This window comes from Nocardia aurantia, from assembly GCF_009604425.1.
GTDB classification, from domain to species: Bacteria; Actinomycetota; Actinomycetes; order Mycobacteriales; family Mycobacteriaceae; genus Nocardia; species Nocardia aurantia.
In genome coordinates this window covers 327,407-342,107 of the sequence record NZ_WEGI01000013.1, presented here as the reverse complement: position 1 = coordinate 342,107, position 14,701 = coordinate 327,407, and the positions used below count along the sequence as shown (strand labels likewise).

14 protein-coding genes are annotated in these 14,701 nt (G+C 67.7%); 8 read left to right on the top strand and 6 right to left on the bottom strand.

The window, feature by feature from the left end:
- From NRB56_RS29710 to NRB56_RS29700, 3 genes are all read right to left on the bottom strand, one after another.
- The coding region (locus tag NRB56_RS29710; RefSeq protein ID WP_153347588.1) for a condensation domain-containing protein at positions 1 to 1,735 on the bottom strand (1,735 nt) is incomplete at its 3' end.
- A gap of 379 nt (positions 1,736 to 2,114) precedes the next feature.
- The gene (cobM, locus tag NRB56_RS29705) at positions 2,115 to 2,873 is read right to left on the bottom strand and encodes a precorrin-4 C(11)-methyltransferase (protein WP_153347587.1); all 759 of its coding nucleotides are present in this window, start codon (positions 2,871 to 2,873) and stop codon (positions 2,115 to 2,117) included.
- Between the two features lie 68 nt (positions 2,874 to 2,941).
- Complete coding sequence (locus NRB56_RS29700) at positions 2,942 to 3,367, bottom strand: PPOX class F420-dependent oxidoreductase (protein ID WP_153347586.1); 426 nt, start codon at positions 3,365 to 3,367, stop codon at positions 2,942 to 2,944.
- Positions 3,368 to 3,625: 258 nt separating this feature from the next.
- Between NRB56_RS29700 and NRB56_RS29695 the strand changes: the two genes are divergently transcribed.
- The 6 genes from NRB56_RS29695 (at position 3,626) to NRB56_RS29670 (ending at position 8,228) form a co-directional block, all read left to right on the top strand.
- On the top strand, positions 3,626 to 3,787 hold the full coding sequence (locus NRB56_RS29695) for a hypothetical protein (protein ID WP_227838433.1): 162 nt from the start codon (positions 3,626 to 3,628) through the stop codon (positions 3,785 to 3,787).
- 74 nt (positions 3,788 to 3,861) lie between these two features.
- Positions 3,862 to 4,224 carry a DoxX family protein gene (locus NRB56_RS29690; protein WP_319943728.1) on the top strand — a complete coding sequence of 121 codons (363 nt, stop codon included), beginning with the start codon at positions 3,862 to 3,864 and terminating at the stop codon, positions 4,222 to 4,224.
- 31 nt (positions 4,225 to 4,255) lie between these two features.
- On the top strand, positions 4,256 to 5,152 hold the full coding sequence (locus tag NRB56_RS29685) for an RNA polymerase sigma-70 factor (RefSeq protein WP_153347585.1): 897 nt from the start codon (positions 4,256 to 4,258) through the stop codon (positions 5,150 to 5,152).
- A gap of 134 nt (positions 5,153 to 5,286) precedes the next feature.
- Positions 5,287 to 6,258 (top strand): ABC-three component system protein, encoded by a 972-nt coding sequence (locus NRB56_RS29680; RefSeq protein WP_153347584.1) that lies wholly within the window; start codon positions 5,287 to 5,289, stop codon positions 6,256 to 6,258.
- Complete coding sequence (locus NRB56_RS29675) at positions 6,242 to 6,496, top strand: ABC-three component system middle component 6 (protein WP_153347583.1); 255 nt, start codon at positions 6,242 to 6,244, stop codon at positions 6,494 to 6,496. The genes NRB56_RS29680 and NRB56_RS29675 overlap by 17 nt, the downstream gene beginning before the upstream one ends.
- The gene (locus NRB56_RS29670) at positions 6,483 to 8,228 is read left to right on the top strand and encodes an ABC-three component system protein (RefSeq protein ID WP_153347582.1); all 1,746 of its coding nucleotides are present in this window, start codon (positions 6,483 to 6,485) and stop codon (positions 8,226 to 8,228) included. Before NRB56_RS29675 ends, NRB56_RS29670 begins: the two co-directional genes overlap by 14 nt.
- 58 nt (positions 8,229 to 8,286) lie before the next feature.
- On the opposite strand, the gene NRB56_RS29665 is transcribed toward NRB56_RS29670, so the two are convergent.
- Both NRB56_RS29665 and NRB56_RS29660 read right to left on the bottom strand, forming a co-directional pair.
- Positions 8,287 to 8,904: a LuxR C-terminal-related transcriptional regulator gene (locus NRB56_RS29665; protein WP_153347581.1), complete on the bottom strand. Its 618-nt coding sequence runs from the start codon at positions 8,902 to 8,904 to the stop codon at positions 8,287 to 8,289.
- Positions 8,901 to 10,055: a sensor histidine kinase gene (locus NRB56_RS29660; RefSeq protein ID WP_319943727.1), complete on the bottom strand. Its 1,155-nt coding sequence runs from the start codon at positions 10,053 to 10,055 to the stop codon at positions 8,901 to 8,903. The genes NRB56_RS29665 and NRB56_RS29660 overlap by 4 nt, the downstream gene beginning before the upstream one ends.
- Before the next feature lie 151 nt (positions 10,056 to 10,206).
- On the opposite strand from NRB56_RS29660, the gene NRB56_RS29655 reads away from it, so the two are divergent.
- Both NRB56_RS29655 and NRB56_RS29650 read left to right on the top strand, forming a co-directional pair.
- Positions 10,207 to 11,253, top strand: coding sequence for an ABC transporter permease (locus NRB56_RS29655; protein WP_153347580.1), 1,047 nt, complete (start codon positions 10,207 to 10,209; stop codon positions 11,251 to 11,253).
- A gap of 72 nt (positions 11,254 to 11,325) precedes the next feature.
- The gene (locus tag NRB56_RS29650) at positions 11,326 to 12,042 is read left to right on the top strand and encodes an ABC transporter ATP-binding protein (RefSeq protein ID WP_153347579.1); all 717 of its coding nucleotides are present in this window, start codon (positions 11,326 to 11,328) and stop codon (positions 12,040 to 12,042) included.
- 304 nt (positions 12,043 to 12,346) lie between these two features.
- Here NRB56_RS29650 and NRB56_RS29645 read toward each other — a convergent pair whose 3' ends face one another.
- Positions 12,347 to 14,401: an acetoacetate--CoA ligase gene (locus NRB56_RS29645; protein ID WP_153347578.1), complete on the bottom strand. Its 2,055-nt coding sequence runs from the start codon at positions 14,399 to 14,401 to the stop codon at positions 12,347 to 12,349.
- Positions 14,402 to 14,701 lie beyond the last annotated feature (300 nt).

Here is a 14,701-nt window from a genome sequence, read left to right as displayed (position 1 = left end):
TGAGCACACACACCGGATCGGCGCTGTCGAGAATGTAGGCGGTGCGCTCGACCGGGTGATCCGGATCGATCGGCACATACGCGCCACCGGCCCGCAACACCGCGTGCATACCGATCACCAGGTCCAGCGATCGCCGCATACCCAGGGCGACAAGCGATTCCGGCCCCACACCATCAGCGATCAACCGCCGCGCCAGCCGGTTGACCCGCGCACCGAACTCCGCGTAGGTGAGCGTGTCGTCCTCGAACGCCAGCGCGACATGCTTCGGAGTGGCCTTGATCTGCCGATCCAGCAACACCGGCAACGTGGTGACAGGAACGTCGTGCTCCGCGTCGTTCCACGCCGCGAGAGTCCGATCGAGTTCGCTCTCAGTGGTGATCGGCAACGACCACACGGCCGTCGCGGCGTCGGCGGCGGCGAAGCGCTGGAAGAATTCGAGGAACCGCGCGTGGTGGTCGCGCGTCTCGGCGTCGGTGTAGAGGTTCGGGTTGGTCTCGAAGTCGATGCGGGTGTGGGTGCCGCCCTCGGTCTGGTAGAAGTTGACGCCCAGATCCTCGATCGACCCGGTCGACAGCACATGCATCTGTCCCGACAGGTCACCCAGGGTGAGCTGGTCGTGGAACAGCATGATGTTCACCCACGGACCGAAGAACTCGGTCGACACCACCCCGTCCCCGGCGGCGTCGCGGCGGATGTCCTCGTGCCGGTACCGCTGATGCCGCAACGCCCCCGACACCTCGACCGTCACCTGCGCCAGCAACTGCGCGATCGTCGTCTCATGACCGACCCGCAACCGCAACGGCACGATATTCGACGTGGCGCCACCCGCGCGGCGCATCGCCGCCGTGACGCGCCCGGTCACCGGCAGGCTCAGGATGACCTCGTCGGTTCCGGTCCACTGCGCCAGATACGTCGCGAACGCCGCGAGCAGCAGGCCCGCCGGCGACGAGTCGAACCGGGCCACCGCGGCGTCCAGTTCCGCGTGCCGGTCCTCGGACAGCGCTGCCGAGACCACCCGATTGGCCGCGGCCGGCGGGGCCGACCGCCCGGTCAGCCCGGATCCGGCCTCGAGCCCGGCGACCTTCTGCGCCCAGTACTCGCGGTCCGACCGGAATCGGGGCGAGTCGCGGTAGGCGAGTTCGTTCTCGACCAGGGACCGCAGTCCGGAGATCTTCGCATCCGGAACCTCTGCCCCGGATACGTAGGCGGTGTAGCGCTCGGCGATCCGCTGCATGTTCACCATCGCGCCGAAGCCGTCCATCGCGATGTGATGCGCCCGCACGTACCAGAACCAGCGCTCATCGGACAGCTGCAATGCCACCGAGCGGATCAGCCGATCCGACAACACATCCAGCGGGCGCCCGTACTCCGCGCGCATCCACGCCACGGCCGCGGCCTCCGGATCCGACTCCCCGCGCAGATCCACATAGCCGACCCGGTCGTCGAAGTCGATGTCGACGTACTGCCGGGGCTCACCGTCGCGCTCGACGATCCGCAACAGACCGGACCCGAGCTCGCGGGAGGCCTCCAGCGCCGCGCGGCTCAGGAGCTCCACATCGAGGGCGCCACGCAGATCCACGTACTGCGCGATCGTGATCGGCACCTCGGGATCCAGATGCTGGGCATACCAGATACCGAGCTGCGCCGGCGACAGCGGGAAGAGGTCCGCCTCCGAAACCGGCCTGGTTACCTCGTTGCCAGCTTCGCCGTTTCCGCCGAAATCCAGCCGGTCCAACCGTCAACCTCGCTTCCGGAACACCCGCGTGGCGCTCCCCAATGGCACACCGACAGCGACGCTCACCTGTACCAGCGTGGCGCCCGCGTTCGGGACACACTTCGAATTTCAATCAGACAAAAACGCTCACAGGACGTATCCGCCCCATGGGCCGGTGCTGTTACATCGGACCGACCATGCCCGACGGCCACGGATAGACCACTCGCTGAACGTTGCTGCTGACCACCGGACCAATCTACCGTCCCCACACGGGCTTCGAGGCGGAAGGTTCATAGCCGACGTGCATCATAGCTGGACTTCGCGCCGAGATAGCCGAAACTCCGAGTACGGCAACCGTTTCGGACACTTCGGCCATACCCTCCGACCTGGACCGATCGAGTCATCCGGAGAGGGTGTGACGTTCGCGGGCCGGGTCGTACAGATGGGATTCGGCGCACACCGGCGCAGTCGCCAGCGCCCGGCCCACGAGTATCACCGCCGCCTGCCGCAATCCGGCCGTCTCCACCCGATCGGCGATATCGGCCAGGGTGCCGCGCAGGACCAGCTCCTCGGGCTGACTGGCCCGGTACACGACGACCGCGGGACAGTCGGCGCCGTACTCGGCGACGAGTTCGGTCGCGAGCACCCGGATCCGCGTGATCGCCAGATGGAGCACCAGCGTGGCTCGGGTGCGGGCGAAGCCGGCCAGCGCCTCCGACTCCGGCATCGCGGTGGACCGGGCCCGGGTGCGGGTCAGCACGACCGATTGCACGAGTTCCGGCACGGTGAGTTCGGCGCCGAGCCGGGCGGCGGCGGCCGCGTAGGCGGGCACGCCCGGGGTGACGTCCCACGGCACGCCCCGCGCGTCCAGGCGGCGGGTCTGCTCGGTCAGGGCGGAGTACAGCGACGGGTCGCCGGAACACAACCGCGCCACATCCTTACCCTCGGCGTGCGCCCGCACCAGCAGTTCGGTGATCCGATCCAGGTCCAGGTGCTGCGTATCGATCAGCTCGGCGCCCGGGGCACAGTGCGCGAGCACCTCCGGATCGAGGTAGGTGCCCGCGTACAGGCAGACCGGCGAATTCGCGAGCAAGCGCACCGCCCGCACGGTCAGCAGGTCGGCGGCGCCCGGGCCCGCCCCGATGAAATGCACGGTCATGATGGGTCCTTTCCGCAGCCGGGCCGGCGTCGTCGCAGTGTATGCACCGCACCGGCCCGGCCGATCCGCTACCCGGTCATGTTGAAACCGCCGAGGATCTTGCCGGGCCGCACCCGGACCACCAGCTCACCCGGCACCGCGTTGCGGCGGCCGAACTCCTCGGCCCGCCCCGCCCCCATGTAGCGGCCGCCGATCGCGGTGGCGGTGCGCAGCAGCTCCCCGGGATCCTCGGAGAGCGTGGCGACACCCTGTACCTGGAGATAGGCGTACGGCGGCGCCTCCAGGTCGACGCAGAGCGCGACCCGCGGATCCCGCATGATCGCCCGCCCTTTCGCCGTGCCTTTGCCGGTGTTGAACACCAGATCGTCGCCGTCGAGGAAGAACCAGACCGGATTGATCAGCGGCCGCCCGTCGGAAGACGTCACCGCAAGCTTGGCGGTGCGGGTGCCCTCGGTGAGGAACGCGCGCACCTTCGGATCGCTGATGGTGAACATGTTTCCTACCGTACGACGCCACTTCGCGTATTTCCGGCAACCCGGTCGTTTCGGGCGACCGGCGCGCGATCACCTCCGCCGCGCCGGACCGGACATGATGTCCGCCCCGGCGGTTGCGCGGAATTCTCTTGTGGCGCAGATTTTTTCAACGATCGGCAGCCGGATACACTGTGTTCCCACCCCGCCACCCAGGACCCGGGATACGCGGCCGCCCTACAGCGACAGGCGAAAGAGATTCTGGATCAACGGGATTCGCCGGTGTTCGATCCGGTGGACCGCGACCGGGTGGGCCGCGTGGCCGGCCTGGACCCGGTCGGCCTCGACCCGTTCGTGGGCGCCGGCCCGGACCACGTCACAGACCTGCGCACCAGGGTGGAGACGTACACACCCGCACTGCGCCCGGACCTACCCACACGGTGATCCCCGTCACAGGCTGTTACGGCCCCAGCGGCGGCGGTGTCTTCACGACGAACCGCTGAAACAAGGAGAACATCGTGAACATCGCCCTGTGGATCGTCACCGGACTGCTGGCCGTCGTGGCCCTGGCCGGCGGCATCACCAAGACGTTCCTGCCCAAGGAGAAGCTGGCCGCGGCACACGGCGGGGAATGGACCGCCCACGCCGCGACCGGCTTCGTCCGCACCCTGGGCGTCCTCGAACTGCTCGCCACCGCGGGCCTGATCCTGCCCCGGGCGCTGGACATCGCGCCGGTCCTGGTGCCGATAACGGCCCTGTGCTGGGTGGCACTGATGATCGGCGCGATGATCACCCACGGCCGGCTCGGCCAGTACGCGCTGGTCGTGCTCAACCTAGGCTATCTCGTGCTCGCGGCGTTCATCGCCTGGGGCCGGTTCTGACCGGAAGGGCACGCGGAGCGAGGATCGAGACATGCTCGACCATCCCGCGGACCCGGCGACCGAGACCTTCCTCGCCCACCGCAACCTGCTGTTCACCGTGGCCTACGAGATGCTCGGCTCCGCCGCCGACGCCGAGGACGTGCTGCAGGAGACCTGGTTGCGGTGGACCGGGGTCGATCTCGGCGAGGTGCGCGACCACCGCGCGTACCTGGTCCGGATGACCACCCGCCAGTCCTTGAACCGCCTCCGCACCCTGCAACGCCGTAAGGAGTCCTACGTGGGCCCCTGGCTCCCGGAACCGATGCTCACCACCCCCGACGTCGCCGAGGACGTCGAACTGGCCGAGAGCGTCTCGATGGCCCTGATGCTGGTGCTGGAAACGCTCGCACCGACCGAGCGCGCGGTGTTCGTCCTGCGCGAGGCCTTCGGCATCGACTACGACGAGATCGCCGAAACCCTCGGCAAGACCCCCGCGGCGGTCCGCCAGATCGCCTACCGCGCCCGCAACCACGTCGACGCCCGCCGCCCCCGCGCCGCGGTCACCCCCGCCGAGACCAGGGCCGCCCTGGACTCGTTCCGGCACGCCCTGGAGACCCGCGACTTCCGGAGCCTGCTCGACGTCCTCGCCCCCGACGTGGTCGTCCTCAGCGACGGCGGCGGCCGCAAACAGGCCGCCCTGCGCCCCGTCGTCGGCGCCGAGCGCGTCCTGCGCTTCCTCACCGGCGGCCTGACCCGCACCGCCGAAACCCTCACCACCGAACCCGTTGTCATCAACGGCAATCCGGCCCTGGCCCTCCGCCTGAACGGCGAACTCGACGGCATCATGATCGCCCGAATCGAGGACGCCCGAATCGCCGGCCTGTACTACATCCGCAACCCGGACAAGCTGACCCACCTCACCGCAGCGGTCCCACTGACCCGGCACTGAGAAACCCGTTGCGCGCGTTCAGATCACGGCAGTTCACTCGCCTACGCCGCGTTGATACCCAAGTGCTATTTCACCTGGTTTGCCGGTAACCTGGCTGCGGCGAACCGCACACGGAGGGCATGAGGGGGACTGCGATGGAGATACCGGTGTTACCGACCGCCAACTGGCTCGACTGGTACCGCAGTCGCCATCAGCAGGAATGCACCAGATCCGGCACCCTCTTCGAGAGCTACGTCGAGAAAGTGCTCGCCCGCTTTCACGACGACTTCGTCAACCCGGCCCCGACGGGCCGATTCGGCGATGGCGGATGCGACGGGCTGGCCGAGGCCGGGACGATCGCGTATGCCTGCTACGGACAACGGCCCGGCCGCGATGCGGAGCGCGAGCTCGCCAAGAAGATCGGCAAGGACTTCGCGCGGGCACTCGACCAGTGGCCGTCCTTCCATACCTGGCGATTCGTGACCAACGCGCCGATCGGCCCGAGGGCATCGGCCGTCATCATCGACCTTCAGCAAGCGCATGGCCCGGCCTCCCCGCGTCCACTGACAATTCGGCGCTTCGACACGGACAAGTTGTGGCTCGACATTGTCGCCGGACTGGGAGCGACAGTCCTCGACGAACTGTTTCCAGGAGCACCCGGCATCGCGAACATCGAACTCGCCGACCTGATCCCCCTGCTCGACTCGCTCGGCACCGCAAGTGCCACAGTCTCATCCGTACATCCTGTGCTGCCTGTTCCGGCAAGCAAAATGGATTTCAACGCACTACCCGAGGCCAGCCGTGCCGAGTTCAACTACGGTCGGCGTCTGGCGACCCGGATCGATCGGTGGTATGAGGACGCGTCGGACCCTGGACTGTACGACGCGCACGGCGACCGGTTCCGAGCCCTGTACTCGGAAGCACGAGCCGTCACATCGAATCCGGCCGAGATCCTCGAACGGCTGTACGTGGCGATCGCCGGACCGAATGTACGCATGGACGGCACACGGGCCAATGCCGCTTTCTCGGTGGTGTCCTACTTTTTCGACTCGTGCCATATCTTCGAGATGCCGGCCGTCACAGCGACGGCGTCGGAGGCGGAGGTGTCCGATGCTCTTGCCCACTAAGGGAGTATCGCCGGAGCGCGCCCTGATCACGGTCGGTTCCGAACTGCTCGAAGAACTCCACGCACCGATGTCGGTGTCAGCCCTGTGGGAGCGCTATCGTGTTCGGCGGCGGTCGTCGAGGACACCACGGCGGATCACCTTCGACTGGTTCGCACTGGCGCTCGCATCCCTCTACGCGATGAAGCTGATCGAGACCTCCGATGACGGGTACTTGAGGCGCGCCGATGTTTCTCAGTGAACTCTCCGCCTCCGACCGGCGATTCAAGACCCTGAGCTTTCATCCGGGACTGAACATCCTGCTCGCCGATCGCACTGCGGCGTCGGAACACGGGGAGACCAGGAACAGCAGCGGCAAGACAAGCTTCGTCAAGATCCTGCGCTATCTCCTCGGCGGAGACCTTCCCCCGGAGTTCAAGGCCACCGAACTGTCGGAACACCGCTTCACCGCACGGGTCGTACTCCCGGGACACAACCACGGCGATGCGGAGGAGGTATCCATTGCTCGCACAGTGTCCGCGAGCAACAAGGTTGAACTTTCCGGCTGGCCGGAAGTCGAGACGAATAATCCCCTACGCCTCGACGATTGGAAGGACTTGTTGTCGCGCAGCGTCTTCCATATCCCCGGAGACGTCACGCGCCCGACGAACGGCCAGCTGTGGGCCCAATTGATTCGGACGTACTTCGGTAACCCGATCAAGGGACACCATGCCGAATCCGATTGGGAATCCGGCGTCAAGTTGGGGTTCATGCTGGGCCTGTCACCGGAAATTCTCAGCCGGGCCGGTGATCTCGATCGGCTCGACAAACAGCGGAAGGCGATCCGGAAGGCGATCCAAGAAGGTGCCCTTGCGCATCTCTCTCTGGATGAGTCCTCCCTCCGCGCCCAACTTGCGACTGCTCGGCGGCAACGCGATCGGATGCGAGATGATCTCCGCGCGTTCAAGGTCGACGAGCGCTATGCGGATCATCAGCGAGAAGCCGATCGTCTTTCCGGCGCAATCCGGCTCCTCAACGATGAAGGACTCTCGCTGCAAAGGCGGGTGCGGGAGCTGGAGGAAACGCTGCAGGACGAGGTGACTTCGACCGCAAGCGACGACCTGACCGCTCGGCTCGGGCGTGTCTACGCTGAAATCGGACTGGTCCTGCCTGATACGGTCACGCGGCGCTACGAGGACGTAGCCGCTTTCCACGAATCCGTCGTGCGTAATCGACGACTGTTCCTCGAACAGGAATTGATCGCGGTACGGTCTCGGCTCACCACGATCGACCAGGAACGTCGACGACTGGACCAGCAGAGATCACAGGTCATGCAATTGCTGAGCGAAACCGTCGCACTCGATACGTTCCTGAGCGCGCAGCGCGATCTCGCTCAGCGTGAAGCCGACGCCGCCGATCTGGAACGACGACTCGATGCGGCTCAGTCGATCAGTATGATCAGCGACACGATCAAGCTGAAAACGGCTCAGCTCGTCGCTGCGATTCGAGCCGAGATGCACGAACGCGAGGAGCAACTCTACGAGTCGATCTCACTCTTCGGCGAGCTGGGTGCGGAGATCTATACCGATCGCGAGGCTTCGTTGCTCGTTTCCGCCGGCCCTAAGGGCATCCTCGCCGTCGAACCGCAGATCTCGGGTGACGCGAGTTCAGGAGTTCGCAGCGTCGAAACGTTCATGCTGGACATCGTCTGCACGATATCCGCGATCAAAGCGCAGCGAGCACCGCGGATTCTGGTTCACGACAGTCACTTGTTCGATGCCATCGATGGCCGGCAAGTCGCGTCCTGCCTGCACATCGGAGCAAGGCTCGCCGAAAAGTACGGGTTCCAGTACATCGTGACTCTCAACTCCGACTTCCTGGCTAGTGTCGAACTCCAGAGCAATGGAACCTTCGATCCACGACCGTATGTCCTCGACAGCCGCCTGACCGATGAGTCGGAGACCGGCGGACTCTTCGGCTTCCGTTTCGGATGAGCCCGGACTCGTTCCGCGGCGGTTCCACTGACCCGGCGATGAGATGCGTTGTGCGGGTTCAGATTACGCCGAGTTCGCGAGCGCGGGCCACGGCGGAGGTGCGGGACTTGACGCCCAGTTTCGAATAGATGTGCACCAGATGGGATTTCACCGTCGTCTCGCTGAGGAACAGGCGGCGGCCGATCTCGCGGTTCGAGTGGCCGTCGGCGACCAGGGCGAGGACCTCGATCTCGCGGGGGCTCAGGGTGGTGTCCGGCTTGCGGACGCGGGTCATGAGTTTGGAGGCCACCGAGGGTGAGAGCACGCTCTCGCCGGTGGCCGCGCCGCGCACGGCGGCCAGCAGTTCCGCGGGCGGGGTGTCCTTGAGGATGTAGCCGCAGGCTCCGGCCTCGATGGCGCCGAGGATGTCGGCGTCGGTGTCGTAGTTGGTGACCACCAGGACGTGCGGCGGTTCCGGGAGGGCGCGCAGCGCGGCGGTGGCGTCGACACCCGATTTGCCGGGGCCGAAGCGCAGGTCCATCAGCACGAGATCGATTCCGCCGGCGCCACATCCGGCCACCGCTTCCTCGGCGGTGGCGGCCTCCCCCGCGACGACGACATCGGGTGCGGATTCGAGCAGTGCGCGCAGGCCGGCGCGGACGATCGCGTGATCGTCGGCGAGCAGCAGCCGGATCATGCCGAATCCTCCAGCGGGAACGTCACCGTCACCGCCGTGTGGCCGGGTTCGGATTCCACATCCATACTGCCACCCTGCTGTTCGACCCGGCCGCGCATCGCGTTCAGGCCGAAGGTGCTGCGCGCGAACACCTCCGGTGCGATCCCGATACCGTCGTCGACCACGTCGAGGTGCACCGCGTCGTCGGCGTAGGTGAGGGTGATGCGCATGCGTTCGGCCCGCGCGTGCCGGACCACGTTCGACACCGCGCCCTGGGCCACCCGGACCAGCGCCGCCTCGATCGGCATCGGCAACCGCTCCGGGGTGCCCTCCACCAGGACCTGACCGTGCAGGCCCGGCGCGTCGGCCCGCTGCGCGATGCGTTCCAGCGCCTCGCTGAGGGACTGGCCGTCCAGCGCGGCCGGCGTGAGTTCGGCGATCAGCTGCCGGGTTTCGGCGAGATTGTCCGCGGCGGTCTCGCGGGCCAGCCGGATCTGTTGCAGCGCGGGATGATCCGGTGCGGACTGCTCGGCCGCGTGCAGCAGCAGCTTGATACTGGACAGTCCCTGGGCCACCGTGTCGTGAATCTCCCGGGCCAGCCGCTCCCGCTCGGCCAGCTTGCCGGCGGTGCGTTCGCGTTCGGCGAGAGTGGCCCGGGTGGTGAGCAATTCATCGATCAGCCGCTGCCGGTCGTCGGCCTCCCGGACCAGGGCACGGTAGCCGAGGCCGATGGCGACGGCGATCACCGCGGCGAGGACCGGGCCGATCACCCCGTCGACGGTCCAGCCGCGCTTCACCGCGAACCCGACCACCGCCGCGACGGTCGCGGCGACGACGGCGACGACACCCCAGAACCGCGGCAGCAGATGCAAATACAGGAAGAACAGGCCGAACACCAGATACACCGCGTCCGGAACCAGCGCCACCATGCCGAGCCACAGCAGCGTGAGCACACCCAGCCAGACCCGCGCGGCGGCGGGCCGTCCGCGGAGCGTGGCGCCTCCGGCGAAGTAGACGACGAGGAACGCGACGATCAGCGCCACGATCCCGAGCCGATGCGGCGTCCCGGGCACCAGCGCCAGCCCGGCCGCCACCGCCGTGAGCGCCACGACGAGCACATGCAGGCCGACCTGCAGGGCGGCGAAGACGGGAGCCAACGGGGACTGGTGCACCGTGCCAGCTTATGCGGGGTTATCGGCACGGCATCCATCGAAAGTCGGAACGGTCTCCACCGGTGGGACGGCGAGCGGTCCTGCCTCGGGACGACGGACAACCGTGCGGTGGGCCGATGACCGGCCGGGGCGTCAGCGGCAGGCTCGGGTCATGTACGTCGCATTGCGAGATCTGCGGGCCGCCAAGGGCCGATTTCTGCTCATCACCGCGGTGGTGATCCTGGTCGCGCTGCTGGTGACCTTCCTCAGCGGACTGACCGCCGGGCTCGCGCACCGGAACATCGCGGCGGTGCAGCGGCTGCGCGGCGATGCCGTGGTGTTCGCCGACACGGGCGCGGCGCCGTCGTTCGACTCCTCCGCGCTCGGCGGGGAGCAGCTCGCGGTCTGGCAACGGGCCGGCGGCCACGTCGATCCGGTCGGCATCGTCCGGGCACCGGCGGCTCGCAGCGGTACGGCCCCGGTGCCGGTGGCGCTGTTCGGGGTCGACGGGCCGAGCTTCGGCAATCGTCTCGCTACTTCGGGGACGGTGGTGCTGAGCACGGCCGCCGCCGGACAGTTGCGGGCGGCGGAAGGCGACACCGTATACATCGGCACGGCGGCGTTCACCGTGGCGGCGATCGAAGGGGACGACTGGTACAGCCACAGTCCGGTCGTGTGGTCGACCCTGTCCGATTGGCGGACAGTGGATCCGCGCGGAGGTGTGGCGACGGTGCTGGTGGTGTCCGGCGTCGGGGACCGGGCGGCCGCGAACGCCGCGGCGCACACCCGGACGACCACCGTGCCCGGCGCCCTCTCGGCGTTGAGTGCCTATCAGGCCGAACATGATTCGCTGACCCTGATGACGGTCCTGCTGTTCGTGATCTCGGCATTGGTGATCGGGGCGTTCTTCACGGTGTGGACGATGCAGCGCATCCCCGACGTCGCGACGCTGAAGGCGCTGGGCGCCACGACCGGATCGCTGGTGCGGGATGCTTTGGGGCAGTCGCTGTTCGTGCTGCTGGCCGGTGTCGGTACCGGCTCGGCCCTGACCGCCGCGGTGAGTGAATTCGTCGGAGCGCGAGTGCCTTTCACGCTGTCGACGACGACCACCCTGGTACCGGGCGCGGCACTGGTCGGCCTGGGACTGCTGGGAGCGGCAGTGGCACTGCGCTTCCTGGTGACAGCCGATCCGCTGGTCGCCCTACAGCGCGCACGCTGATCCAGGCGAAATGCCCGACCCACAGCGCATTCCGAACGAACTCACGACAACGATCGCTCGACAGGAGTTGCGATGACCTCGCTCACCGTATCCGACCTCACGCTCACCTACCCGGACGGTTCCGGACGCGTCACCGCGCTGGATCGGGTGAGCCTGCGAGTGGCCGGCGGCGAGATCGCCGCCGTCACCGGTCCGTCGGGTTCGGGGAAATCCAGTCTGCTGGCGGCGGTGGCGACCCTGGTGCGCCCCGAGTCCGGCCATGTGTGGCTCGAAACCGACAGCTCCACAATGGATCTCACATCGCTGAGCCGCCGTGCGGCAGCGACGCTGCGCCGCCGGTCGATCGGCATTGTGTTCCAGCAGCCGAATCTGATCCCCGCGCTCACCGCCGCCGAACAACTCGAGGTGACGGCCCACCTCGGCGACCGGCTGCTCATTCTGCCTCGGAGACGACGCGAAATACGCGACAGGGCAGCGGATCTGCTGCATCGCGTCGGCTTGGCCGGACACGAACACAAGCGGCCCGATCAGCTGTCGGGCGGTCAGCGGCAGCGCGTGAACATCGCCCGCGCCCTGATGCGCGAACCGGCCCTGCTGATCGTCGACGAACCGACGAGTGCGTTGGACACCCAGCGCGGCGCCGCGATCATCGATCTACTGGTGGAGATGGTCCGCGGCCGGCGCGCCGCGACCCTGCTGGTCACCCACGACCGCGATCACCTGGCCCGCATGGACACGGTCTACCGGATGACCGACGGCCGGCTCGAGGACACGACCGGGACCGACTGAAGGCGATTCCGCCGCCACGGCGCGGTCTAGGCGATTCCGCCAGGCCGGCGACCGTCCCACGACCAGGCCGGCGACCGTTCCACCACCAACCCAGCGACCGTTCCACCACCAACCCAGCGACCATTCCACCACCGGACCGGCGGCGACTCCACGATGGCCGGGCGATCGGTGCACTGTGCGCGGTCCGGTATCCCGAGCGATGGTCGTTGCCGATCTGGTCGCATATTCGATGGCAGACATTGCAGCACAACATAATTCGTCGTAGTTCGATTCTGTGCGTGATCGGCGGCACGGATCTCGGATCTCAACGAGTTTCGGGCGCGGCACCCGGATCACCGGGTGTCCGGAGTGCGGCGTACCAGTCGAGTAGGTCGGGGGCATCGACGGCGGTGCGGGCCACCACTTTCGACGGGTCGCCGCCCTGGATCAGTTTCTTGATCGGGACTTCCAGCTTCTTGCCGGTGCGGGTGTGGGGTATGCCGGGCGCGACGATGATGTCGTCGGGGACGTGGCGGGGTGAGACGTCCGTGCGGATCGCGGTGGCGATCTTATGGCGGAGTTCGTCGGTGAGTTCGATTCCGGGGGCCAGAGTGACGAACAAGGGCATCCAGTAGCCGCCGTCGGGTTGTTCGGCGCCGATGACCAGGGCCTCCGTCACTTCCGGAAGTTTCTCCACCGCCTGGTAGATGTCCGCGGAGCCCATTCGGACGCCGTGCCGGTTCAGGGTCGAATCGGAGCGGCCGTGGACGACGACGCTGCCGCGCTCGGTGATCGTGATCCAGTCGCCGTGCCGCCAGACGCCGGGGTACTTGTCGAAATAGGCTTCCCGGTAACGGGTTCCGTCGGGATCGTCCCAGAACGACACCGGCATCGATGGCATCGGGGCGGTGACCACCAGTTCGCCGACCTCGCCCCGCACGGGCTCGCCTGACTCGTCCCAGCAGTCGAGTGCCACGCCCAGGCAGGGGGCCGAGAGTTCGCCGGGCCACACCGGGACGGTCGGGGCGCCGCCCATGAACGCCGCCACCACGTCGGTGCCGCCGCTGACCGAATTCACCTGGACGCGTTCGCCGGCCGCGTCGCGCAGCCACAACGCCGACGACGGCGGCAGGGCCGAGCCGGTGACGCCCACGCTCCGCAGCGCCGACAGGTCGTGATCCCGGCGCGGCACCGCACCCGCCTTGATACAGCCGAGGAGGTAGCCCGGGCTGAGGCCGAGCACGGTCGTGCCGGTGCGGGCGGCGGCCGCCCACAACGCATCCGGCGCCGGATAGGCCGGACTGCCGTCGTAGGTGACGATGGTCGCACCGGCCAGCAGGCCGGCGACCTGGAAGTTCCACATCATCCAGGACGGGCTGGTATACCAGAAGAAGGTATCGTCCGGGCCGATGTTCGATTGCAGGACAACGGCTTTCAAATTCTCGATCAGGATGCCGCCGTGGCCGTGCACGATCCCCTTCGGCCTGCCCGTGGTGCCCGAGGAGTACAGGACCCACAGCGGGTGGTCGAAGGGTACCGGCTCGGTACGGAATCCGGCAGGGACAGAAAAGGTTTCGGTACCGATCGGATCGCCGGGCGCGGGGTCCGAGCGAGGGGGGTTCGCAACGTCTGCGATACGGTCGCCGGCCGGGGCCGGGGCGACGGTCGCCCAATCGAGGGTTTCCGGTATCTCGGCGCCCAGTCGGCGCACCAGTACGGTGGCCGTGAGGTTCGGCATTCCCGCGCGCAGCGCCGCGATGTCGTCGCGTTTGTCGTGGGCCTTCCCGCCGTAGTGGTAGCCGTCGGCGGTGACCAGCACGGACGGTTCCAGCTGGCCCAGCCGGTCCAGCGCCGCCTTCGCCGTGTAGTCCTGGCCGCAGACGCTCCAGATCGCGCCGAGGCTCGCGGTCGCGAGGAAGGCGATCACCGCCTCCGGGATGTCGGGGAGGTATCCGACCACTCGGTCGCCCACGGACACACCGAGTTCGCGCAGTGTGTGGGCGAACGACGCTGTCCTGCTGAGCATTTCGGCCCAGGACAGCTCGATCAGCGAACCGTCCTCGGACACGTGCACGATCGCCGGGCGATCGCTGCGGGCCTGCCGCAGCACCCGGTCCACGTAGTTCAGTCGGACACCCGGAAACCATTGCGCGCCGGGCATCTCCGTGGAGGCCAGCACGGTGTCCGGTTCCGGGCCGAGGTCGAAATACGCCCACACCGCGCCCCAGAAGGCGGCCGGGTCGGCGACCGACCATCGCCACAATGCGTCGTAGTCCGGGAACGCGGATCCGGTTCGCGCGGTCGCGAACCGCGCGAAATCCGTCACCTTCGCCCCGGCGACCTCCCGCTCCGACGGTACCCACTGCGGTTCCACGCCCATCGCACACTCACCTCCGGTCGGCACGGGCCCGGTCATCGATGGCGACACGCGACGGGCCCGGGGCAGCACACGCCCGGTCCCATTTTCCGTTAAACCAGCGTGATCGACACGGCTCGGCGGAAAACGACCGGCCACCCGAGCCGAGCGGACACGGCCAGAAACGACCGGCTACCGCACCGGAAACGGACACCTCAGAATCTGACGGGCACCAGGGCCGCGCGGAAACGTCAGGAACCGACGAAGTACCCGGGCCGCGAGGAACAGCAGAAACCGACGAGATGCCTGGGCAGCCACGAACGT